The 22689-nt window shown below is 49.8% G+C and carries 20 protein-coding genes, 1 pseudogene and 1 riboswitch; of the genes and pseudogenes, 7 read left to right on the top strand and 14 right to left on the bottom strand.

Translation table 11 applies throughout. The features are described from left to right. Positions 1-152: 152 nt before the first annotated feature. Entirely contained in the window at positions 153-806 is a 654-nt protein-coding gene (gene ribB / locus PY479_RS09970; protein WP_275483655.1) for a 3,4-dihydroxy-2-butanone-4-phosphate synthase, read from the bottom strand. Positions 807-920: 114 nt separating this feature from the next. Continuing rightward, a riboswitch (FMN riboswitch) is annotated at positions 921-1103 on the bottom strand. Positions 1104-1285: 182 nt separating this feature from the next. On the opposite strand from ribB, the gene PY479_RS09965 reads away from it, so the two are divergent. Both PY479_RS09965 and PY479_RS09960 read left to right on the top strand, forming a co-directional pair. Further along, complete coding sequence (locus tag PY479_RS09965) at positions 1286-3424, top strand: S9 family peptidase (RefSeq protein WP_275483654.1); 2139 nt, start codon at positions 1286-1288, stop codon at positions 3422-3424. A gap of 5 nt (positions 3425-3429) precedes the next feature. Next, positions 3430-3684: pseudogene (locus PY479_RS09960) on the top strand (GIY-YIG nuclease family protein); the annotation flags it as partial. Positions 3685-4011: 327 nt separating this feature from the next. Here the strand turns inward: PY479_RS09960 and PY479_RS09955 are convergent. The 7 genes from PY479_RS09955 to PY479_RS09925 form a co-directional block, all read right to left on the bottom strand. Beyond that, on the bottom strand, positions 4012-4482 hold the full coding sequence (locus tag PY479_RS09955; protein WP_275483653.1) for a GNAT family N-acetyltransferase: 471 nt from the start codon (positions 4480-4482) through the stop codon (positions 4012-4014). Positions 4483-4497: 15 nt separating this feature from the next. Then, entirely contained in the window at positions 4498-4881 is a 384-nt protein-coding gene (locus PY479_RS09950; protein WP_275483652.1) for a GFA family protein, read from the bottom strand. An 86-nt stretch (positions 4882-4967) separates the two neighbouring features. Continuing rightward, on the bottom strand, positions 4968-5492 hold the full coding sequence (locus tag PY479_RS09945) for an O-acetyl-ADP-ribose deacetylase (protein ID WP_275483651.1): 525 nt from the start codon (positions 5490-5492) through the stop codon (positions 4968-4970). 39 nt (positions 5493-5531) lie between these two features. Continuing rightward, the gene (locus PY479_RS09940; protein ID WP_275483650.1) at positions 5532-5966 is read right to left on the bottom strand and encodes a GNAT family N-acetyltransferase; all 435 of its coding nucleotides are present in this window, start codon (positions 5964-5966) and stop codon (positions 5532-5534) included. Positions 5967-5983: 17 nt separating this feature from the next. Then, complete coding sequence (locus PY479_RS09935; RefSeq protein WP_275483649.1) at positions 5984-6367, bottom strand: VOC family protein; 384 nt, start codon at positions 6365-6367, stop codon at positions 5984-5986. A 228-nt stretch (positions 6368-6595) separates the two neighbouring features. Next, positions 6596-8707: a M13 family metallopeptidase gene (locus PY479_RS09930; RefSeq protein WP_275483648.1), complete on the bottom strand. Its 2112-nt coding sequence runs from the start codon at positions 8705-8707 to the stop codon at positions 6596-6598. A 120-nt stretch (positions 8708-8827) separates the two neighbouring features. Continuing rightward, complete coding sequence (locus tag PY479_RS09925) at positions 8828-9121, bottom strand: hypothetical protein (RefSeq protein ID WP_275483647.1); 294 nt, start codon at positions 9119-9121, stop codon at positions 8828-8830. 507 nt (positions 9122-9628) lie between these two features. Between PY479_RS09925 and PY479_RS09920 the strand changes: the two genes are divergently transcribed. Continuing rightward, complete coding sequence (locus tag PY479_RS09920) at positions 9629-11875, top strand: TonB-dependent receptor (RefSeq protein WP_275483646.1); 2247 nt, start codon at positions 9629-9631, stop codon at positions 11873-11875. Between the two features lie 115 nt (positions 11876-11990). On the opposite strand, the gene PY479_RS09915 is transcribed toward PY479_RS09920, so the two are convergent. The 3 genes from PY479_RS09915 to PY479_RS09905 form a co-directional block, all read right to left on the bottom strand. Beyond that, complete coding sequence (locus tag PY479_RS09915; protein WP_275483645.1) at positions 11991-12398, bottom strand: transcriptional repressor; 408 nt, start codon at positions 12396-12398, stop codon at positions 11991-11993. Between the two features lie 24 nt (positions 12399-12422). Further along, complete coding sequence (locus PY479_RS09910; protein WP_275483644.1) at positions 12423-13010, bottom strand: PadR family transcriptional regulator; 588 nt, start codon at positions 13008-13010, stop codon at positions 12423-12425. A gap of 288 nt (positions 13011-13298) precedes the next feature. Beyond that, complete coding sequence (locus tag PY479_RS09905; RefSeq protein WP_275483643.1) at positions 13299-14033, bottom strand: SDR family oxidoreductase; 735 nt, start codon at positions 14031-14033, stop codon at positions 13299-13301. Positions 14034-14403: 370 nt separating this feature from the next. On the opposite strand from PY479_RS09905, the gene PY479_RS09900 reads away from it, so the two are divergent. After that, positions 14404-14526, top strand: coding sequence for a hypothetical protein (locus PY479_RS09900; protein ID WP_275483642.1), 123 nt, complete (start codon positions 14404-14406; stop codon positions 14524-14526). Between the two features lie 32 nt (positions 14527-14558). Here PY479_RS09900 and PY479_RS09895 read toward each other — a convergent pair whose 3' ends face one another. The 3 genes from PY479_RS09895 to hslR all read right to left on the bottom strand — a co-directional run bounded on the left by PY479_RS09895 (position 14559) and on the right by hslR (position 17802). After that, complete coding sequence (locus PY479_RS09895) at positions 14559-16340, bottom strand: M14 family metallopeptidase (protein WP_275483692.1); 1782 nt, start codon at positions 16338-16340, stop codon at positions 14559-14561. A 191-nt stretch (positions 16341-16531) separates the two neighbouring features. After that, entirely contained in the window at positions 16532-17392 is an 861-nt protein-coding gene (hslO, locus tag PY479_RS09890) for an Hsp33 family molecular chaperone HslO (RefSeq protein ID WP_275483641.1), read from the bottom strand. A gap of 14 nt (positions 17393-17406) precedes the next feature. Further along, the gene (hslR, locus tag PY479_RS09885) at positions 17407-17802 is read right to left on the bottom strand and encodes a ribosome-associated heat shock protein Hsp15 (RefSeq protein WP_212596472.1); all 396 of its coding nucleotides are present in this window, start codon (positions 17800-17802) and stop codon (positions 17407-17409) included. 266 nt (positions 17803-18068) lie between these two features. Between hslR and gspC the strand changes: the two genes are divergently transcribed. The 3 genes from gspC to gspE are packed head-to-tail and all read left to right on the top strand — an operon-like array spanning position 18069 to position 22689. After that, positions 18069-18980, top strand: a complete 912-nt coding sequence (gene gspC / locus PY479_RS09880) for a type II secretion system protein GspC (RefSeq protein WP_212595066.1) — start codon at positions 18069-18071, stop codon at positions 18978-18980. A 24-nt stretch (positions 18981-19004) separates the two neighbouring features. Further along, complete coding sequence (gene gspD / locus PY479_RS09875) at positions 19005-21131, top strand: type II secretion system secretin GspD (RefSeq protein WP_275483640.1); 2127 nt, start codon at positions 19005-19007, stop codon at positions 21129-21131. Then, positions 21124-22689 (top strand): type II secretion system ATPase GspE, encoded by a 1566-nt coding sequence (gspE, locus tag PY479_RS09870; RefSeq protein WP_212595068.1) that lies wholly within the window; start codon positions 21124-21126, stop codon positions 22687-22689. Before gspD ends, gspE begins: the two co-directional genes overlap by 8 nt.

Raw genomic sequence — 22689 nt, 5'->3', positions numbered from 1 at the left:
TTTTCTCTGGCGGTTATTATGCCACGCGCAAGCCCGTAGGCTAAGCTTCCACCAGAACTCTCGATTGATTTTAACGATAATTTGAACAATAACAGTGAACTAGGTCGCCAACAAAAAAAGCAGCCGTGGCTGCTTTTTCTTTGGACGCGGTATTAACCAACATTCGCCATTAACGAGTGGCGATATGCGGCAATATCTTCGATGGTCAGTACCGGCATCTGGTGCTTGTCGCCAAACTCAATGATCTCCGGTAACCGCGCCATAGTACCGTCAGGATTGGTCACTTCACATAAGACCCCGGCATGTTTTAGCCCTGCAAGTTTCATCAGATCAACCGTTGCTTCGGTATGGCCACGACGGGTAAATACGCCCCCTGGCTGCGCCCGCAAAGGGTAAACATGGCCGGGACGAACCAGATGCTCAGGTTTAGCATCATCAGCGATGGCTGCTTTGATGGTGGTTACCCGATCAGCTGCTGAAACGCCGGTAGTGACACCATCGCGTGCTTCAATACTGACGGTAAATGGGGTGCCGTACTGGCTGGTGTTAGTGGTCACCATCGGCGGTAAATCCAGTGCTTTGACCCGTTCATCGGTCAAACACAAACAGACAATGCCACTGCCTTCACGGATTAAGAGTGCCATCTGTTCGCTGGTAAGGGTTTCGGCGGCAAAAATCATGTCGCCTTCATTTTCGCGGTCTTCGTCATCGACCACCAATACGCCGCGGCCTTGGCGCAGTGTCTGCAAGGCTGTTTCGACCCGTTCGGCGGGCGTACCAAAAGCGGCTAATAATGACTGATTCATGGTAAAAGTCCTTAAATTACAACGTGAATTTTCCAGAATCAGGGCAAGAAAGGAATAGCACAACTACCGCCATTGCGGTAATAGATGCCTGAAAGACAGCCGGTATAACAGTTGTCATATCCTCTTTCATCCGGACTGAGCCAGTACATACTGGCAACACCGTCGGCTCTGGAATAGTCACATAAGGTGAGGACACCAGATCTGCTGACCCTGACATCGTATCAGGCGCTCGCGGGCTTTCGCTGCTTAAAGCGATTTACCACCGGTGGGGAATTACACCCCGCCCTGAGAATACTGCCTGAGGGTGCTCAGGCGAAAAATAGCATGCGCCCGCAGTTATGAAATAACAAGCTTCCGCTTCACATTTCTGATCAGAGACTTGCGGTAATAAAAGTTGCCGGTCACTATAGGGTTTTCGGCCAGCAGTTTCGGCCATGAGCGCGGTGCGGTAGTGGCTGCGACTTAACAGGGAAAGGCTCATGAACAGACTGTTGACATCTATTGGGTTGGTAGGCGCAGCCATAGTGCTGTGCGGATGCGGAAGTATGAATGCAAAAGTAGAAGTCACTGCGCCAGTGGCCACTAAAATTCCTCATGAAATGACACTGCATGGGGTAACGCGAGTAGATAACTATTATTGGCTGCGTGATGACAGCCGTACCGCTCCTCAAGTCTTGGACTATTTGCATCAGGAAAACGCCTATACCCAGGCGCAGTTAGCCCCTTACAAGCCGTTAGAAAACCAGCTATTTAAAGAACTGACCTCGCGGGTCGAGCCTAACGAAAGCACAGTACCTTACCACTGGCATAACCACTGGTACTCACGGCGCTACAGTGAAGGCAAAGAATACCCGATTATTGTGCGTAGTCAGACGCAGAGCGGTGCTGTGCAGTCGCTGTTGGACGCTAACGAACGCGCGGCGGGACATGACTTTTATCGCTTGGCTGCTGTCAATGTCAGCCCGGATGAAAAGCTGCTAGCCTTTGCCGAAGATACCCTGAGTCGACGCATCTATACCGTCTATTTTAAAGATCTGTCTGGTGGTCAACTACTCTCCGATAAGCTCACAGACGTTGACGGTGGCGTGGTATGGAGCAATGACAATCGTTATGTCTTCTATATTGCCAAAGACCCGCAAACCCTGTTGGGGGATAGGGTATTCCGTCACAAACTGGGGACTCAGCAGTCTGCTGATGTGCTGGTTTACCACGAAAAAGACGACTCCTATTTTCTCGACCTAGGTAAAAGCCTCGACGAAACCGAGATTGTGCTGACCCATGAAAACACCATTACCAGTGAAGTCTCCTTGCTCGATGCGAACGCGCCATTAGGCGAGTTTTTGCCGGTGCTGCCTCGAGAAGAGGGCATCGAATATAGTGTCGCGAAACGGGGCAATGAGCTTTATATCCTGACCAACTGGCAGGCGCAGAATTTCCAGTTGATGAAAGTCAACATCAACAAAGCGGCGAACAAGGACAACTGGCAGCCAGTGATCCCGCATGATCCGGATGTATTGCTGGAAGATTTTCTGTTACTGGACGACTTTCTGGTGTTACAGACCCGGGAACAGGGGTTAAGCCACATACGTATTTACCCCGATGCAGATACGACTCGCGGCTACGAGCTGCAGTTTGATGACCCGGCGTATGTGGTGGGGTTAGATGTGAATCCTAATCAGCACAGTCGTGAGCTGCGAGTGTATTACTCCAGCCCGTCAACCCCTGAATCTATTTATGACTATCAGCTGGATTTCCCGGGGCGTCGTACCCTATTGAAACAGGAAAAAGTGCTAGGCGGCTTTAATGCCGCTAATTATCGCACAGAAAGATTACGCATCACCGCACGCGATGGCACTCCGGTACCGGTGACATTGGTGTACCGCAAAGACAAATTCCAACGTGATGGCACTAACCCGCTGTACATCTATGGCTATGGGGCCTATGGCATTGTGATGGAGCCAGCGTTTCAGGATGACATTATCAGCTTGCTCGACCGCGGCATTGTGTATGCCATTGCCCATGTGCGTGGCAGCGATATGCTGGGACGGCGCTGGTATGAAGAAGGCAAGATGTTACATAAACAGAATAGTTTCAATGATTTTGTTGATGTCACTAAGGGGTTATTGAACGAAAAATATGGCGCGCCAGGCAAAGTGTTGGCTGCAGGTGGTAGCGCGGGTGGGTTACTGATGGGGGGCGTGATCAATCAGGCGCCAGAGTTGTATCTTGCCGTCGCGGCTCATGTGCCATTTGTCGATATCGTCACGACTATGCTGGACGAATCGATTCCGCTCACTACCAATGAATACGATGAGTGGGGTAATCCGCAGCAGAAAAAATATTTCGACTACATGCTCAGCTACTCGCCTTATGACAATGTACAGCATCAGGCTTATCCCAATCTGCTGGTAACCAGCGGCCTGTATGATTCTCAGGTGCAGTATTTCGAACCGGCAAAATGGGTGGCTAAACTGCGCGACTATAAAACGGATAATCATCTGTTACTGCTGCATATGGACATGACGGCGGGTCACGGGGGCAAGAGTGGCCGTTACAGCAGTTACGAAGATACTGCGTTAGAGTACGCCTTCTTCCTCGGCTTGTTGGGATATAAATGAACCCGTGGTCGTTGTATATCATCCGTTGTCGTGACGGAGAGCTGTATACCGGTGTGACCACCGATGTCCCTCGCCGTTTTGCTGAGCACCAGCGCGGCGGTCTGCGCGCTGCTAAATATTTGCGCGGACGAGGGCCGTTGCAGTTAGCCTATCAGGAGTTGGTCGGCAGTCGCAGTGATGCCCTCAAGCGAGAACTGGCGGTGAAAAAACTCAGTCGGCAACAGAAGCTCGCGCTATTGAATAACGCTCCAGCAGCGTAGTTGCGCTCAAAAAGGAGCGGGATTCATTGACCACAATGCGGCCACTACAATGAATCCCGCGGTCGGGAAGTTGTCCCGGAGTTGCCATGAATGGCTTTCGGAGAACAACTCTCTATAGCAGCAATTGCGCCAATATTTATCTAATTGAAATTAAACGATAAAAATATTTCTTCGACATGAGGAAATAAGAACTTCGCCGAAAAATGGCGAATTTTCCCAATCACTTGAGGATCTTGGCAAAAATGTATATCTGCTATTGTCCGGAGCATGACGCTGGCAGGATAAGTCGGTGATGTTCTTTCATCAATTGGGCGGAGTGGTTGCGGGTTAGCGCAAAAACTTCTCCATAAATACGCTATTGGGGTCGGGCTGATAATCAGCAAACGGTGTGCATTCACTGAAGCCGAATTTTAGGTAAAGCGCCCGCGCGGGTTCAAAAAATGCCATTGAACCGGTTTCTAAACACAGCCTTGTCACGCCGAGACCCGCGGCATGTTGTAGTAGATGATTTAACAATGCGGACGCAATACCGCGACGTCTGGCGGCAACAGTGGTACGCATCGATTTAATCTCTGCAAGCTGACTATCATGTAATTTTAGGGCAATGCATCCCAGCAACTGTTGCTGCTGCCAGGCACTCCAGAAGATAATCTCGGGTTGCTTCAGCTTGGTGATATCCAGGGCATGGACACTCTCTGGTGGCGAAGTTGCATACATATCTTCAAGATGGGCCTGCAGTAACGCCAGTATTTGAGGCGATTCGAGGTCATCAATCCGGATCGTCAGATTTTCCGTCATAAAATACCTATCATGCTATTTTTCTTGGCTTTTATGCGCCAAGGTCTGGGCGTGTTGTTCCCAATGTTGGCCATCAAACTGGGTGATATGCACTGCTGCTGGCTCGGTATCCAGGCAGTTCACATTGACATCGACGCCATCTGGATTGGAGCGGGGAATATAAAAAGGTTTGATGCCACAAGTTCGACAGAATGTATGTTGCGCCACGCCGGTGTTAAAGCGATAGGTGGTGAGCATCTCTTCACCGCGGATAATGCGAAATTTGCTTGTGGGTACAATCAGATGGAGATAGCCTGATTTACGGCAAATGGAACAGTTGCAATAATCGACCGCTAATTCGGCGGGGGCTTCCACTTCAAATCGCACCGCCTGGCAATGGCAACTTCCCTGGTAAATCACGCTGCTTTCCTCGTCCGAGTCACCGTGTCCTAGTTTTCCCACAATGCGCGGAGTAGGTCAAAGCCAATTTACAAGGTTTGACCATGTTAGGGCGGGTCCAGATGTGCCAGCATCTGTCGCCACACCTTTGCTATCTCAGCATTAAACAGATAAAAAACAATGTGCAGGTGTTTGAATTGCGGTTCGTTACAGGTTTGCAAGGCGATATTTGCCGCTTCCTCCAATGGGTAACCGTAAACACCACAGGAGATCGCCGGCAGCGCTACTGAATGACAGCCATGCGCCATCGCCAGTTGCAAGGAGGAGCGATAGGTTGCAGCCAGGTGCTGCGCGGGGGCTGCATCGCTGCTATAAATCGGCCCGACGGTGTGAATCACGTAACGACTCGGCAAGTTCCCCGCGCTGGTGATGCGGGCTTCACCTACCGGGCAACGTATGCCATTTACTTCAGGGATTTTGAGACATTCGGCCAACAACTGTGGCCCTGCGGCTTGATGGATCGCGCCATCCACGCCACCACCACCAAGCATACGACTATTGGCGGCATTAACGATGGCATCTTCAGATGCGAGAGTAATATCCCCTTCGACCAGTTGAATATGATTCATCATCAGTCTCCATGAGGGTGGCAGCTGTGGTTACCGGTACTGTTACTTTAGTCGGTATACGTCAGGCTGCCAGATCTGCATCAGACTTTGTGGATTTTCTACGGTATTAAAGCCAAATTGAGCGTACAAGCCATGCGCATCGCGCGTCGCTAGCATCATGCGCCGTAATCCTTGTAGCTCGGGGTGAGCAACGATGGTCTGAACCAGCCATTTGCTCAGACCTAGGCCACGATGTTCTGGCGAAATAAATACATCAGCGAGGTACGCGAACGTTGCGCGATCACTGATGATGCGGGCAAATCCCACTTGCTGACCCGCTGCGGTATACACGCCAAAACACAGCAAATTAGCAATCGCCTTACGCATCACGGCTTCTGGTATGCCTTTAGCCCAGTAACTGCTAGCGATAAATCCGCATATTACTGCGAAGTCCAATTTGTCAGGATCGCAACTGACTTCGTAACCTGACACTGTCATACAAATATTCCAATACGCTAAATTTCATAGAGTTCTAACGGCAGATTATCCGGATCGTTGAAAAAGGTAAATTGTTTACCCGTGTAGGCATCGATTCGGATGGGTTCGCAGTTTATGCCATGGGATGCAAGCCATGTAACCGCGTCGGAGACAGAAACTACGCGAAAGGCGAGGTGGCGTAATCCCTGGGCTTCCGGGAAGCTTGGACGCGTTGGCGCATCAGGGAATGAAAACAGTTCCAGTTGCGAGCCATCAGGCAGTTGCAAATCCAACTTCCAGGAATTTCTTGCTTGCCGATAATGTTCGGCAATAACGTCCAAGCCTAAAATCTCACAATAGAAGTGTTTGGAGCGCTGATAGTCGTGGCAGATGACAGCGATATGGTGAATGCCTAAAAGCATGAAATATCCTCTGGCTAATAACCTTACCGTCACCATACCCGAGTACTGCGGCGGATCAATCTCTGTCGCCGCCGATTTGAACGCTGAACTTAATTGGTATCGTGTTTTGATACGGGCATCGTTGGCTGCCTCGGCAATTTAATTCGAACGGCTATAAGGGGTTACCTGAAGCAATCGCAGATAAAAAAGCCTGACGTTGTGGCCAGGCTTTTTAGCGAAAGAGTGCGTTTACCAGACTTTCACACGTTGCTCCGGTGCTAGGTACAGCTTGTCACCTGGCTGTACATTAAATGCTTGATACCAGGCATCTAAGTTGCGTACGGTGAGCGCACGGTACATCCCCGGGGCGTGACCGTCAGTCGCAATGCGTTGACGCAACGCCTGATCGCGCATCTTGGTCGCCCAAGTCTGGGCAAACCCGATAAAGAAGCGTTGATCACCGGTAAAGCCATCAATGACGGGCGCAGGTTTCCCATTTAATGAGGCATGGTAAGCATCCAGTGACGCAGCTAAACCCGCAACATCGGCGATGTTTTCACCCAGAGTTAACTTGCCATTGACGTGCAGATCCGGGAACGGGTAGTAGGTATCAAACTGTGCCGCTAATGCTTCCCCTTGTTGGGCAAAGCGCGCAAAGTCATCCTTGGTCCACCAGTTACGCATTGCCCCGGTTGAGTCGAATGCGGCACCGTTGTTATCAAAACTATGGCTGATTTCATGGCCGATGACGGCACCAATAGCACCATAGTTATAGGCGGCATCGGCTTTGGCATCAAAGAATGGGGGCTGTAGGATCCCTGCCGGGAAGTTCAGGGCATTTTGTACTGGCAAGTTTACCGCATTGACAATCTGCGGCACCATCCACCATTCATGCTTATCCTGTGGCTTGCCAACTTTAGCCAACTGTTGTTGATAACGGATCTGTTCCCCGGCAATTTCGTTATTGTAGGCATCGGTGGCCGATACCTGATAATGGCTATAATCGGGCCAGCTATCAGGATAACCCACGCCGACAACCAATGAATCGACTTTGGCCAAGGCCTCTTTTTTGGTGGTGGCTGCCATCCAGTCCAGCGCTTCGACTCGCTGGTGGAACGCATGAATGATCTGCTGCACCATATCGCCGACTTGTGCTTTAGCGGATGCCGGGAAATATTTTTCCACGTAATCTTTACCTACGGCATCGCCCAGGTACTCATCCAGTGCGCTTAAGGCACGTTTATCACGACTACGCTGCTGCGGGGTGCCAGAGAGTGTGGTGCCATAAAAAGCAAAATGGGCGTTATCAATCGCGCTTGGCAGTACATCGGTGTGCGCATTGATCTGATGGAATACCAGCCAGTCCTTCCAGGACTGCAGTGGCTCAGACGCGACCAGTGCGGCCAGGTGCGTAATCGCCGCAGCATGATACGCTGCAAAACGAGGTTGTTGTCCTAGATGTGCTGCATTCAGAAAAGCCTGCCAATCGATACCTGGTGCCTTCGTATCAAAGTCTGCTCGACTCCATACAGTAGAGGACTTGGCAAAGTCTTCACTTTCTTCACGAGTTTCGTGTGCGGTGGCGATTTTGGTTTCCAGGGCAAAGATACGATCGGCCTTGGCGGCAGCATCCTCAACGCCAGCTGAGGTCAGCAGCGTTTCAATGTAATTGCGATACTGTTTCCGAATGTCCACCATTTTGGGTGAATCTGACAGATAGTATTCACGCTCTGGCAGACCCAGACCGCCTTGCAGAATATATGGCAGGACTTCTCCAGGTGTTGCCAGTCCCTGAGTGACAAATAACCCAAACAGGTTTTCAGTGGCGTAATGGGTCGCATTTAGCGGATCAACATCGGCGCGCAGATTACTGCCCAACACGGCAGCTAATTGCTGTTTGTCTTTAATGGCAGCATAGCGTGCCAGATCAGCCTGCACCGGTTGCAGACCGGCAGCATCAATGGCAGCGGTATCAGTATAGGCTTTATAGAAATCTGCAATACGCGCTTCATCGCTGCCTGCGGGATGTTGGGTATTTACCAGATTGGCTATCAGCTCAGCTTTATGTTTTTCGGTGGATTCAAAAGCTACCAGAAACGCACCAGTGCTGGAGCGGTCTGCCGGAATTTCAGTGGATTTCATCCAGTTGCCGTTGGCGTACTGATAAAAATCATCACCGGGCTTGATGGCGGTGTCCATGGCCTTAAGGTTGATACCGATATCTACGTCAGTCTTGGGCGCTGCATCGGTCGTTTTTGTTGCTGCGGCAGTTTCGCTTTTGGTGGACGGTTCATTACATGCGGTTAAACCGCCCAAAAGGGCAGCACTGACCGCCACTGCAGTCAAAAGTCTGGTAAACATAATGGTCCCTTGTGAGTTGCATTACTGGGGAATTCGTCAACGGCCAAGTTTACCTTGATGTGCCGAGCTTCTCATTAGCGAAACTCGGGATAATGTGTGAGTTTATGTTTCAGTCGGCGACTATCGATAAAAACCTAATGCCACCGTGAATGCCAATAACAACAGCGCGGCTGCCTTCAGCCAGTGGATGTGGCGCCGGTAACGGATTAAATACTGGTCTTGTTTTTGATTGAGCAGGCCTGCTTTAAGCGATAAATGCAGTGCCGCAATCAATCCGCCACGGGCTTTAGCAATGTCACGCCAGACATCGGGGTAGCGCTGTTGCGTATACTGCTTTGCCCGGCGATCGGCATAGCTTTTGAGGATTAAGATCAATAATGCCGCAACAATAACGGTGATCAGCAGCTGGTTCATATTATCTCGCTCATGGTTTCTTCTGGACGCTCAGCCTAACCCGGTCACTGCTTGGATGGAAGTTAAGGACTCAAACGATATGCGAGTGATCGTGTGCCTGTAGCGTCTTCGAAATCATTTCCCAAAGACAATTCGTGACTAAGGTGTGATTGTAAATAACTGGACTTCACATTTTTCACTGAGACTAACGATATGTAAGGCAATTGTCAGTTTGCGCAAGGTGAGATCGGATTTAAGACAGTATTCCTGGAATGAAAATCCGCTAACAAAGTTCTCAATATTTAAAGATAAATTCTTTAAAAACATATTAATAAATTCATTTCAGCTATAAAAAAGCAAACACATCTTTTAGATGTTTGTTTTATTTTGAGAATAGTCATTTCGTAAATAAATTAATTCATAATTGCAACAAACTGTTAAAATCGCGCCCGAACTACTCAGGGGGATGTTTCAGATATAAGAAACACCTTTAATTTTAAATAGTTAAATATATCAATCGGGTAATCTATGATGAGCAAACTGTCCACGCTTTTCTTAAGCATCAACGCAGCGTTGATTGCCAGCGGTTCGCTGGCCTACGCGGACGAGCAATCTACCAAGACCGACGATGGCAAATTAGAGCGGATCATGGTCACCGCACAGAAGCGTGTCCAGAACGCTCAGGATGTGCCGATGTCTATCTCTGCACTGAAAAGTGATGATCTGCAGGCGATGGGTGCTGCTGGTGATGACATCCGCTTTATGTCTTCCCGTATTCCTAGCTTGAACATCGAATCTTCTTTCGGTCGTACCTTCCCACGTTTCTATATCCGTGGCATGGGTAACACTGACTTTGATTTGAACTCTTCTCAGCCAGTATCTCTGGTGGTGGACGATGTGGTTCAGGAAAACGCCATCCTGAAAGGTTACCCGATTTTTGACCTGGAACGTGTAGAAGTACTGCGTGGTCCACAGGGGTCACTGTTCGGTCGTAACACTACTGCCGGTATCATTAAGCTGGAAACCAAGAAGCCAACTCAGGAATTCAGTGCTTACGGTAAAGTTTCTTATGGCACATACAATACTGTGAACATGGAAGCAGCTGTCGGCGGCGGTCTGACTGATACCGTTTCTGCTCGTTTGTCTGTGCTGGACCAGCACCGTGACAACTGGGTAGACAACAAAGCCCCTGGTTATGAAGCCAATGATCAGTTAGAAGGTTATAATGACCGTGCTGCGCGTTTGCAGGTGTTATGGCAACCAAACACTGACTTCAGCGCACTATTTAACGCTCACTATCGTAACCTGGATGGCACTCCTCGCGTGTTCCGCGCCAACATCATCAAGGACGGCACCAATGATTTGGTTGATGGCTTCGAGCGTGACACTGTGTACCAGGATGCCGCCAGCCGTGCTGAGCAGACTGTTAAGACTCACGGCGGCAGCGCTAAACTGGAATACAATTTCGGTGATTACACTCTGACCTCTATCACTGGCTATGAATCTGCTGAGGCATTTTCTCGTGGTGATATCGATGGTGGTTACGGTGCCTCTTACCTGGCTTCTATGGGCCCTGGGTTCATTCCTTACACTTCTGAATCAGCTGACGGTCTGCCAGATCATAGCCAGTGGACTCAGGAACTGCGTTTGGCGACCAATGAACTGGGTCGTCTGGACTACCAGGTTGGTTTATTCTATTTCGACGAATCTCTGAACATCGACAGCTTTAACTACGATGAAACGGGTACTCAGAATGGTTACGCGTACCAGAAGCAGGACACTAAAGCTTGGGCAGGGTTTGGTTCTTTGGATTATGACCTGACCGATGACTTTAAGGTTACTGCTGGCATTCGTTATTCTCATGATAAGAAAGACTTTGTCGCACAGCGCCTGGTTTCTCCCGCCGGTGCCGGTGCAACTGACAAGCTGTATGCCGACCCTTCCGATGGTCAAATCAGTTGGGATCTGAGCGGTGTTTACACTGTCGATCAGGATACTAACGTCTATGGCCGTATTGCCAAGGGCTTCCGGGCACCATCTATCCAGGGCCGTCTGCTCTGGGGTGACGAAGTGACTGTTGCCAATTCTGAAACCATGTACAGCAGCGAATTAGGCATTAAGTCCGACCTGCTGGATAACCGTGCTCGCGTTAACTTTGACGTGTTCTACTATCAGCTAAAAGATCAGCAGCTGACTGCTGTAGGCGGTGGTGTTAACTATAACCGTCTGATCAATGCTGATAAGACTGAAGGTTACGGTTTCGAAATGGATTCTCAGTATGCGGTGACTGAAAACCTGCTAGTTACCGCGGGTGTCAGCTATAACCACACTGAAATCAAAGATGACCAGCTGGCTATCGCGATCTGTGGTAGTCGTCGTTGTAACGTTACTGACCCACTGGATGCTGATGGCAACGCGCTGATCAATGGCAACTCACTGCCTCAGGCACCCAACTGGACTGGTAACCTGACTGCTAACTACAGCTACCCGCTGGCTGATGGTGAACTGTTCGTGTTCACTGACTGGGCTTATCGTTCTAAGGTTTCATTCTTCCTGTATGAATCTACAGAATTTGAAAGCAAGTCACTGCTGGAAGGCGGCCTGCGTGCAGGTTATCGCTGGACCAGTGGTAGCACTGATTACGAAGTTGCCGCCTATGGTCGTAATATCACTAACACCGTACGTGTTACCGGTGCGATTGACTTCAACAACCTGACCGGTTTCGTTAACGATCCACGTGTTGTTGGTGTTGAATTCAAAGCCAGCTTCTTCTAAGTCTGAGAGTCTTCCAATTAAGCCTCGCAATTAGCGGGGCTTTTTTTCGGCAAGCTTCCGAAAAGGTATGTCGTGAATTTAATCGCGATGTGTTGCAACTGATAGGCTGCAACACTCAGGACGTGGCCTTCACATAAACATTCAACTGCATATCAATAATCTCATAACCCATTTGCTGTACGGTGCCGCGCAGTTGCATCATCAGCCTTTCATCCTGCATTTCGACAATATCACCTTGATGAACATCCACCAGATGTACATGTGGCTGGCCATCAGCAAGTTCGTAATAAGCTTTACCCTGTGTCAGCTGATTACGACGCAGTAAACCAGCTTTAGCAAAATCATTGAGCACCCGATACACTGTCGCCTGCCCCAACTCGTCACCCCGATTTTGCAATTGCAGATACAATTGCTCAGCCGTGAAATGTCTTTGGTTGCTGTTTAGGAGTAAATCCATTACCGCCAAACGCTGACGAGTTGGTTTAATCCGGTGTCGGTTCAACAACTGTTCGGTTTGAGTCATGGCGAAGTCTCCGAATGCGGTTGATCAGCATTGTTCAATGTCTTGAGCAGCGCGCTCTAGGAGTTGTGCTATTGCAGCCACTGACGACTCGGTGAGTTCACTATTGGCAAACTTGTTGCGTAAAGCGGTCTTTAATTGCTCCATTGCACCGTTTATTTGGGGATTATTGCGCGCGCGTTGCTTCAGCGCTTTTTGTTCCAGACGTTGCAATAACACTGACAATTGCTCGGCATGAGCTGCCAAATGGGCTTTCCCCGCCTCGGTGATCGCATAAGCCTTACGCCCTTCCTGGCCACCGTCTTCACCTTCTGCACAAATAAGCGCTGCTGCTTCCAGTGCATTTAAGGTTGGATAGATAACTCCCGGACTTGGTTGATAGTCACCACCGACCTGATCGCCAATGGCCTTGATCAGCTCATATCCATGCGCCGGACACTGAGTGAGAAGATGCAGTACTAACCCTTTTAATTCGCCGCGATGAAAACGACGATGACGCTGTGGTTCCTCCTCAGCATGCGTTTTTATGTTGGCATGTGAGCCGGTGTGTGCGCCTTTGGTGAAGAATTGGCCGCCGTGATGTCTGTCTGATGACATTCCATGAAATGGTTTCATGATATTCTCCTTTGTTTAAGATATATCGTAATATAGAGGAAATAGTTGATATAATCAACTATATTTCCAATGTGCTAGCGCAATAAAAAAGCGACACTGTTTAGCAGTGTCGCCATTGCAAAGTTGATCAGCCGTCATGAACCATGACTCAACGCGTCGTTACTGTTTAAGCGGTCAACAGATTCATCAGTTATCTCGAAGCGCTTACATGATGTCGTTGCGTTGTAACATGCGGAACTCAAGCAAGGCCAAGGCCTCGTCGTCGGGGATGTATTGACTGCGAACAGTCTATGCTCCCAGCATGATGCCACCATCGACCGCAATATGCTGTCCGGTGATAAAGCCATTGGTGATCAGAAACAGGTAAGCTGATGCCAATTCGTCAATCTCTGCGGTCCGCTTCATCGGGATGGCGGTTGCAAAATGCGCTTTGATTTGTGCCACTTGTTCGGCTGGCAGATCGCGCCAGAAGGGGGTTACGGTCCAGGTTGGTGATACTGCATTTACTCTGGCTTTCGGTGCCAGCTCTACGGCTAAGCCTTCCACCAATGCATTGATCCCAAGGTTGCCAATATAGCTGCCGCAGGCATCCTGCGCCCGGCCACCAGTACCGGAAGTAAACACCAGACTACCACCTTGATTGATGTGGTTGGCCGCTAACTGAGCAATGCGCACATTGGTGAAAAATTTCGATTCCAGTACATGACGGATGACTGCCATATCTGCTGACAGAAAGCCACCGCCCATGACATCGCCCACCATGGAAACTAAGTGATCGAACGCGCCAGCATTGGCAAAGAAATCTGCCAGTGCCTGATGATCATGAGCATCTACCTGTGCGGTTTCAACAATGGCACCAAGTGCAGACAATTTGTCCTGAGCTGCCGCTAAACGCTGCTGATTACGCCCGACGATCAACAGTTGTGCTCCGGCTTCTGCACAGAGTTCGGCGACTCGTAAACCAATTCCTGAACTGCCGCCGATGACCACAACCCGCTTATGCTGTAATGCACTACTTGCCATAACTTACCTCGCCGTTTCAATTGGTAACTGTGCCAACGTCATGGATGAGAACGGCGCATGACGCTGCACAACTTAGGTATTCACTCGCTCAAGACAGAAATTCATGGAGGATTTTGCATTGGGCTAAGACTGTCATCACTGTCAAATAGACCGTGACTGATGGGCTTTCGCTGCGGCAATAACGACTTTACTGAAATCATCACGGTATCGCTCAACGAGATGAAAATTGGCGTGAATTAATCATTAAGCCGACTACGTTCAGTCGCGGTACGATTATAAACAGATGGGAATACTAAACTACTCGGTACAGTAATGGTCAATTGCAATTATGTGGATGGTTGCAGTAACAAAATCGACAGGTATTAACAATATGGCAAGGAAGCAGCGCTTCCCGCCAAGTATGACGACGGGCAATGATGTCTTGATGTCGACGATTTCAGTTCTGCGCCTTCGAACCATCATCATGGATGCCAGTGAGTTGCCGGTGCAGTAACAAAAGCGCCACGGCCGGTGGCGCTTGCAACATTAACGGCTGCGGTAAACCGGGTAGCGCAGATACTGCTGATCATAATAGGGACTGCGTTCATAGAACCAGCGCAGGCGGGCTTTGGGATCAGCGGCAAATGCCGCATCTTTTAGTGCTGCTTCAAAAGCCTTTTTTAGGTCTGGCTGCGTAGCGAGCATTTGGGCTGCCATCGGCTCGACCGCATAGTCTTCAATGTATTCAGTGCGGTTAAAGATGGTGTTAAAAAAGCCCCACTGTAAAAATGAATCGGGCGATAGCGGCTCTAATAACATCATCGCCAAATCGCCTAAGGGTTGATCGGTGGGAACTTCCATCGTACCGGCAGGTAGTGTGAGTGTCACTTTAGTCAATTTCGCCTGTGCCGTTACCCGCTGGTGGCCTTCAAAACTGCTTTGGCTGAACGCCGGTTCACTCAGCTGGTATTGCTGTAATGACATCTTGGTCGGTTGCTCAAGTGTATTCATGCGTATCCCGTGGATCATCAGGCGATGAATAACCGTCTGCCACTGTGGCGGAATGTAATAGGCGGCAGGACGACTGACGCGTTGCCCCTCCTGTGTGGCACCGAACACCGGAAGCTGGGGGTATAATTTAGGTTCGCCGTTCCAACGTACGACGGGAGCACCAGAAATTGGGCTTGGCGCTAGCGTGTAGTCAATGCCTTTAAAATCTTGTGTCAGCGGTTGTGGTTGCTGTTCCCAAGTTAATGTCACCAGTTGTGGGTAACGATAACGGTCTTTTTCAATCGCCGCCTGCAAGCGGGTGGCCTCCGCCCCAACCGTTTCCAAGGTTTGTTGTAGCATCACATAGGTGCCCAACACCCGCTGTTTAAAAGGTTTCAGACTGTGATTTTCAATGAGTACTGTGGGTAGATGACGGGCATCGCCATAACCGTCTGAGTAGCGTTGGCTGGGGTGCCATTGTTCCAGTCCCTTAGATAAATCGGTATTGTCGACGGTAAATACCAAGGGCCCTGGTGTGTGTCCTGCGGCAGTGAGTGCCTGTTCTATCTGTGGTCGATAACGCTGGGTAAACCATTGATAAACATTTGGGCTAAACCCTTGTGCGGTGTTGTAACCGAAGGTGATATCGTATTGATAGTCCAGACCATCAGTGACATGCACGTCAATATACAACTGTGGATCCCAGCGATTGATGGCTCCGAGAATATCCTGAATTTCCAGGGTATCCGCTTTAGCGTAATCCCGGTTAAGATTCAGGTTCTGGCTGTTGCTGCGCCATCCCATTTCCACCGGACCGCGTTGGTTCACCCGATTATATTCGCCACTGCGTTCATGGCCGTCGACGTTCAGTATCGGCACAAACAGCAGGTTAACATGTTCCAGTAGTTGTCGTTTCTCACCTTGGAAGATATCGCGCAGCAGCATCATGCCAGCGTCTTTGCCATCTATCTCACCCCCATGGATGCCCGCTTGTACCAGTACTGTCGGTTTATGGTTCGCCTTGAGTTGCTGTGGAGTTTTGGCATCTTCATCGCTGGCGATATACATCCAGATATCGCGTCCCTGCGGGCTCTTGCCGAGGCTCACTTTCTCCAGCCCGCTGCTGTCACTCATGAGTTTATCGAGCCAGGCAATGGTGTCGCCGTAACTCGGGCTGCGCATTCCACTGCTTTGTTCAAATGGTGTCGCCCAATCGCTTTCCTGCGCTTGCATCAATGATTCATCTGCACCATGCCAGGGTTGGACCGCTGGCAGGATGTTATCATTGACATAAGTGGTAGCGGGTGCTGTTTGTGCCATAGCTGATATCGGCAGCATGGCTGCATAGATGGCCAACAGCGGGATAAGGCGCATGAGAAACTCCGAAGACAGATAGAAAAATCAGTCACTGATGGTTCAATAATTTCACGACGCTTTCAAGAGGCAACCGTGGTTTTGCTGGAAGAAATGGTTACGGACGTTTTCCGTAAAAAAGCCAGCGTACGATGCTGGCTTTTTGATAGGAAAACTTATTGTTGTCTTTCAGGTGCGCTACTGATTTTGAAAATCGCTTCGATGTCGATCGCATCGAAATGATAATGACTGTTGCAATATTCGCAGTCCATATCAACGGCGCCACGTTCTGCAATAATGCTATCGATTTCGGCTTTGTCGATGGTACGGATAGCACCGGCACAACGTTCACGAGAACAGGTACAGCGGAAACTCACATCAATAGGATCAAACAGCCGCAGATCTTCCTGGTGATACAAACGGTGCAACACTTCGCGGGCTGATAACTGATAGAGTTCATCGGCGGTGATGGTGGCTGTCAGTTGCATTAGATGTTCAAACGCATCGTTTTCAGCGTGTTGACTGGGAAGAATCTGCAGCATCATGCCTGCGGCCTGACGGCCGTCGGCGAACAACCAGATGCCGGTGGGCAGCTGCTCCGACTGGGCAAAGTATCCTTCCAAACACTGTGCGACCGTAGGTTTATCTAAGGCCACGACTCCTTGATAGCGCTCGCCATCTTCCGGGGTGATGGTGATAGCCATGTAGCCTTGAGGAAACAGCTGTTCCAGTGACGCATCGTCGGCAATTTCCCCTTCCCAGCGGGCTACACCACGCAGTTGTTGCTTATTGGTACCATTAATTACTGCCAGTGATACCGGCCCTTGGCTTTGCAATTGCACGCTGATGTCGCCATCAAATTTCAAGGTGGCGGTTAAGAGCGACGTTGCCGCGAGCAGTTCGCCCAGCAGCACTTGTAGCCGGGGTGGGTATTGGTGGGTTCCCAATACCTGCTGATAACTCTGTTGCAACTGCACCAGTTCGCCGCGCACATCGGCATTGTCGAACAGGTAACGATGAAGTTGGTCTTGGTTCATTCACTTTCTCACAATCAGGATTCTTTAAACCGGATAAGCTGACGCCGCTGCTTTTTATCCGGTTTGCTATCAGGTGCCGGGTTAAGCAGGATATTCAGTCGTCTGGCTTCAGCATTTGCTTGCCGTTTACTGATACTCTCAGCGGTTTCCTCATATAACGTCTGCGCAATGATCGCACTCTGCCGGACGCCAGAAATTTTTTTGATCACGATCTCTTTTTCGTCATATCCCTGACGTAATTTGATGTGGGCCTCAATTTCGGCAATTTTACTGGATTTGGCCCGTTGACCGTTATAGTGCACTTTACCACTATTAATCATCTCTTTGGCCAAGGCGCGGGTCTTGTAAAAACGTGCAGCCCACAGCCACTTATCCAACCGAACAGCCTCTTCAGTATGGCTTTCCACCATAGTGGTGCTCCTGTGTACAGATGAAGATGGACGACTTCACAGTGTTAATAATATCGGCAACTTATAACATTAACCGGCTTCAAAGAGTGGGGCGCATCACACCCTTTTTTGGCGCGAAAAGGTAGCATAATCCAGCTATATTAGCCAATTGTGGGTTCGGTGTGCTCTTGTTGCCAACTAAGCTCTAGGTTAGCATGGCGCAGGATTTAATTAGTAAATCAGATAATAATATAGAAACAGTGCCTGACTGAGAGGCCCGGGAAATTATGGATTCTCTGGATAAGATTATCGCCAAGGTAACGGCTATTCCGTCAAAACCAGCCAGCAACGCTGTATTCTGGTTATTGTTACTGTTGGTGTTGTATCTGGCTGCGCAAATCACCTGGAAACTGATCCCCGTCACCACTCCGCCAGTGGCCTGGAAAGCGGCGCCGATGGGGCAGGTTCAGCAACAGAACATCGATTTGTCGGCCATTAAAGGGCTGGCATTGTTTGGCAAAGCCGACGCAACCGGCGCGCCAGTCAAAGCGACAGCGCCGGAACTGATCACCGATGCGCCAAAAACCTCATTGTCTATTCTTCTCACCGGCGTAGTCGCTTCGACTGCGCAGCAGCGTGGTCTGGCGGTTATTGAATCGCAAGGAAGTCAGGATACCTACAGTCCGGGGGATAAGATCAAGGGGACCTCGGCCTCGCTCAAAGAGGTCTATGCTGACCGTATCATCATCACCAACGCTGGCCGTTATGAAACCCTGATGTTAGATGGATTGGAATTCACTACATCCTCTGGTGATGCCAATGAGCAGCTGCAACAAGCCAGAAGCCAACCGGCGCTAAAAGTTGATCGTCGTGACGCAAATTTGGGACGGGATATTCAGCAATCGCGTGACGAGCTGATCGCTGATCCTGGCAAGATCAGTGACTATTTGGCGATCTCTCCGGTACAACAAGATGGCCAGATGTTGGGGTATCGCATTAATCCAGGCAAAAATCCGGAACTGTTCCAAAAGGCCGGATTCAAAGCAAATGACTTAGCAAAAGCCATTAACGGCTATGATTTAACAGAGATGTCTCAGGCGCTTGATATTATGGGCCAGTTGTCTGACCTGACGGATATCACCGTCACCGTAGAGCGGGATGGTCAGCTCGTCGAAATTATGTTCAGTTTGCCGCAGTAACGCAGGTTTAGGGGAAGTTGAAGAATGAATAAAAAACGGATTCGAACCAAGCTGATCGCGGGGTTAGTGGCATCGGTCGCCTTATTTATGCAACCTTGCGCTTGGTCAGAACAGTATGCGGCCAACTTCAAAGGCACAGATATTCAAGAGTTTATCAACATCGTTGGTAAAAACCTGAATAAAACCATCATTGTTGATCCGACCGTGCGCGGCAAAATCAATGTGCGCAGTTATGACATGCTCAACGATCAACAGTACTACCAGTTCTTCCTGAACGTGCTGCAAGTATACGGCTATGCAGTCGTCGAGATGGATAATAACGTCATCAAAGTGGTGAAGGATAAAGACGCCAAAGTCTCCTCCATCCGCTTGGCTAATGATAATGCTCCTGGTTTAGGGGATGAGATGGTGACCCGTATCGTCGCACTCTATAACACCGAAGCCAAACAGCTAGCCCCCTTGTTACGGCAGTTAAACGATAATGCGGGTGGCGGTAACGTAGTTAACTATGACCCGTCCAACGTCATCATGATCACCGGTCGTGCAGCCGTCGTGAATAAACTGGTTGATATTGTTAAGCAGGTCGATAAGCAGGGCGATGTTGATACTCAGGTGGTACAGCTGAAGTATGCTTCTGCCGGTGAAATTGTGCGTATCATTGATAACCTGTATCGCTCTTCGGCCAATCAGGCGCAGATGCCCGGACAGGCACCCAAAGTGGTTGCTGATGAGCGCACCAATGCCGTGGTTGTCAGTGGCGATAAGCGCAGCCGTGAACGTGCGGTAGAATTGATTTCCCGGTTGGATGCTGAGCAGGCAACCACCGGAAATACCAAAGTGCGTTATCTGAAATATGCGAAAGCCAAAGATTTGGTGGAAGTGTTGACAGGGTTTGCACAAAAGCTCCAGAGCAAAGAAGGCGGTGCGGCTAGCAGCAGTCCTTCTGCCGCAGGGGCAGCTGGGGCGCGCAACAACAATATTACGATCATGGCGCATGAAGAGACCAACTCACTGGTGATCAGTGCCGAACCGGATCAGATGCGCACATTGGATAGCGTCATTGATCAGCTCGATATCCGCAGAGCCCAGGTACTGGTAGAGGCGATTATTGTTGAATTGAGTGAAAACGACAGCATCGGTCTTGGGGTGCAGATGGGCTCTCTGTCTGGAGGTCTGACCCAGTTTAATAACGTCGGCTCCACCATTTCGGATATCGGCGCTGGTATCTGGAGTGCACGTACAGTGTCAGGCAGTACCACCACTACCGCGACCAGCAGTGGTGTCGTAACCACTACCACACCAGACACCTATGGTGACACCACCGCTCTGGCTTCTGCATTAAGTAATGTCTCAGGTATGGCTTGGGCCGTAGTTTCTGGTGATTTTGGTGCATTGATTCAGGCGACTGCTGCCGATACGAACTCCAATGTGTTGGCAACACCGTCAATTACCACCATGGATAACCAGGAAGCGTCGTTCATCGTCGGTGACGAAGTGCCGGTCATCACGGGTTCCCAGAGTTCTCAAAACGGCAATAGTAACCCTTTCACTACCGTAGAGCGTAAGGAAGTAGGGGTGAAGCTGAAAGTCGTGCCACAAATTAACGAAGGTAACTCAGTTAAACTGACGATTGAGCAGGAAGTCTCTGGTGTGAATGGTAATACCAGCGTTGACGTGACTTTTGCAACACGTAAGTTGTCGACCACCGTTATGGCTGACTCCGGTCAAATCGTGGTACTCGGTGGTCTGATCAACAAAGAAACTCAGGAAAGCGTGCAAAAAGTGCCATTGCTGGGAGATATTCCACTCCTTGGCCAGTTGTTCCGTTCTTCTAACAGCAAGACAGTTAAAAAGAATTTGATGGTATTTATCCGACCAACCATTATCCGTGAAGGCGTGGTGATGGAAGGGATTGCCGGTCGTAAGTACAACTATTTCCGGGCCTTGCAGCTGGAGCAGCAGCAACGTGGTGTGAACCTGATGCCAGATGCTGAAGTGCCGGTGATGGATAAGTTAACTCCCGCTGATCAGATCCCACCAGAAGTGAATAAACTTTTGGAACAGTATAAAAGTGGTAAAGCGTTAAATACTGATCCTTCAGCATCTGATAGCCACCAAGACACTAAACAAGACGGCAGTGACCATGAGTGAGATTGAAACTCAGACAGAGGAATTGACCCAGCTCTCCAGTGACCTGGGATTGGTGGCCGAGTCCGAAAGTGATGAGATGTTTCACTCCGAGAGCAGTGAACGGTTACCGTTTGCGTTTGCTCATCGCTACGGGCTGGTGCTAAGCAAAGACGGCGAACAGCTGGTGCTGTACTACACCACTCGGGCGCCGATGTCTGCATTGCTGGAAGCTCGGCGTTATGCTGGCAGTGAGTTGCCGTTAGTGAAAGTTGACGAGGCAACGTTTGAAGCGCGCCTCACCCAGACTTATCAGAGCAACTCTTCCGAAGCGCAGCAACTGATGGAAGACATCGGTAATGAGATGGACCTGTTTACGCTGGCTGAAGAGTTACCGCAAACAGAAGATTTGTTGGAAGGTGACGATGATGCGCCAATCATCCGCCTGATCAACGCACTGTTATCCGAAGCCATTAAGGAAGAAGCGTCAGATATCCATATTGAAACCTATGAAAAGCAGCTGGTTGTGCGTTTCCGGGTCGATGGGGTGCTGCGCGAAGTATTGCGGCCCAACCGCAAGTTATCGTCATTGCTGGTATCGCGTATCAAGGTCATGGCACGGCTGGATATTGCCGAAAAACGTGTGCCTCAGGACGGTCGTATCTCGTTACGCATCGGTGGTCGGGCCGTGGATGTGCGTGTGTCTACTATGCCTTCCAGTCACGGCGAACGGGTGGTGTTACGTCTGCTGGATAAAAATGCCGGTAATCTGGATCTGGTGCAGTTGGGGATGACCGAAGATATCCGCGTGGTGTTTGAAGATCTCATCCGTAAACCGCACGGTATTATTTTGGTAACTGGTCCTACAGGTTCCGGTAAAAGTACCACCTTGTATGCCGGGTTAACCGATATTAATCATAAAGATATCAACATCCTGACGGTAGAAGACCCCATCGAATATGAAATTGATGGCATCGGTCAGACGCAGGTGAATACCAAAGTGGACATGACCTTTGCCCGTGGCTTGCGAGCGATTCTGCGTCAGGACCCAGATGTGGTGATGATTGGGGAAATCCGTGACCTCGAAACTGCCCAAATTGCGGTGCAGGCATCGTTAACCGGACATCTGGTGTTATCAACCCTGCATACCAATACCGCCTCCGGAGCCATTACCCGTCTGCAGGATATGGGCGTTGAACCTTTCCTGGTGTCTTCCAGTTTGTTGGGCGTACTGGCGCAGCGGCTGGTACGTACTTTATGTGATGAATGTAAAGAACCGCATCTGCCAAGCAAGCAGGAGCGGGAATTGCTCGGTTTATCCAAAAAAGACGAAACCCCTATTTATCGAGCCAAAGGTTGTAAGGCCTGCGGTTTCAATGGTTACAAAGGGCGTACCGGTATCCACGAGTTATTGTTGGTTGACGACAAGATTCGGGAGCTGATTCACGGTGGTCGTGGTGAGCTGGCCATTGAAAAATATATCCGCGAATTCACCCCAAGTATCCGTCACGACGGTATGCAAAAAGTACTGGCCGGGATCACTACCCTGGAAGAAGTGCTGCGTGTGACCCGCGAGGAGTAA

This window comes from Shewanella sp. A32 (genome assembly GCF_029167175.1).
In the GTDB taxonomy this organism is placed as follows: Bacteria; Pseudomonadota; Gammaproteobacteria; order Enterobacterales; family Shewanellaceae; genus Shewanella; species Shewanella yunxiaonensis.
Note: the sequence above shows the minus strand (reverse complement) of the source record. Positions and strands in the feature narration are given on the sequence as shown.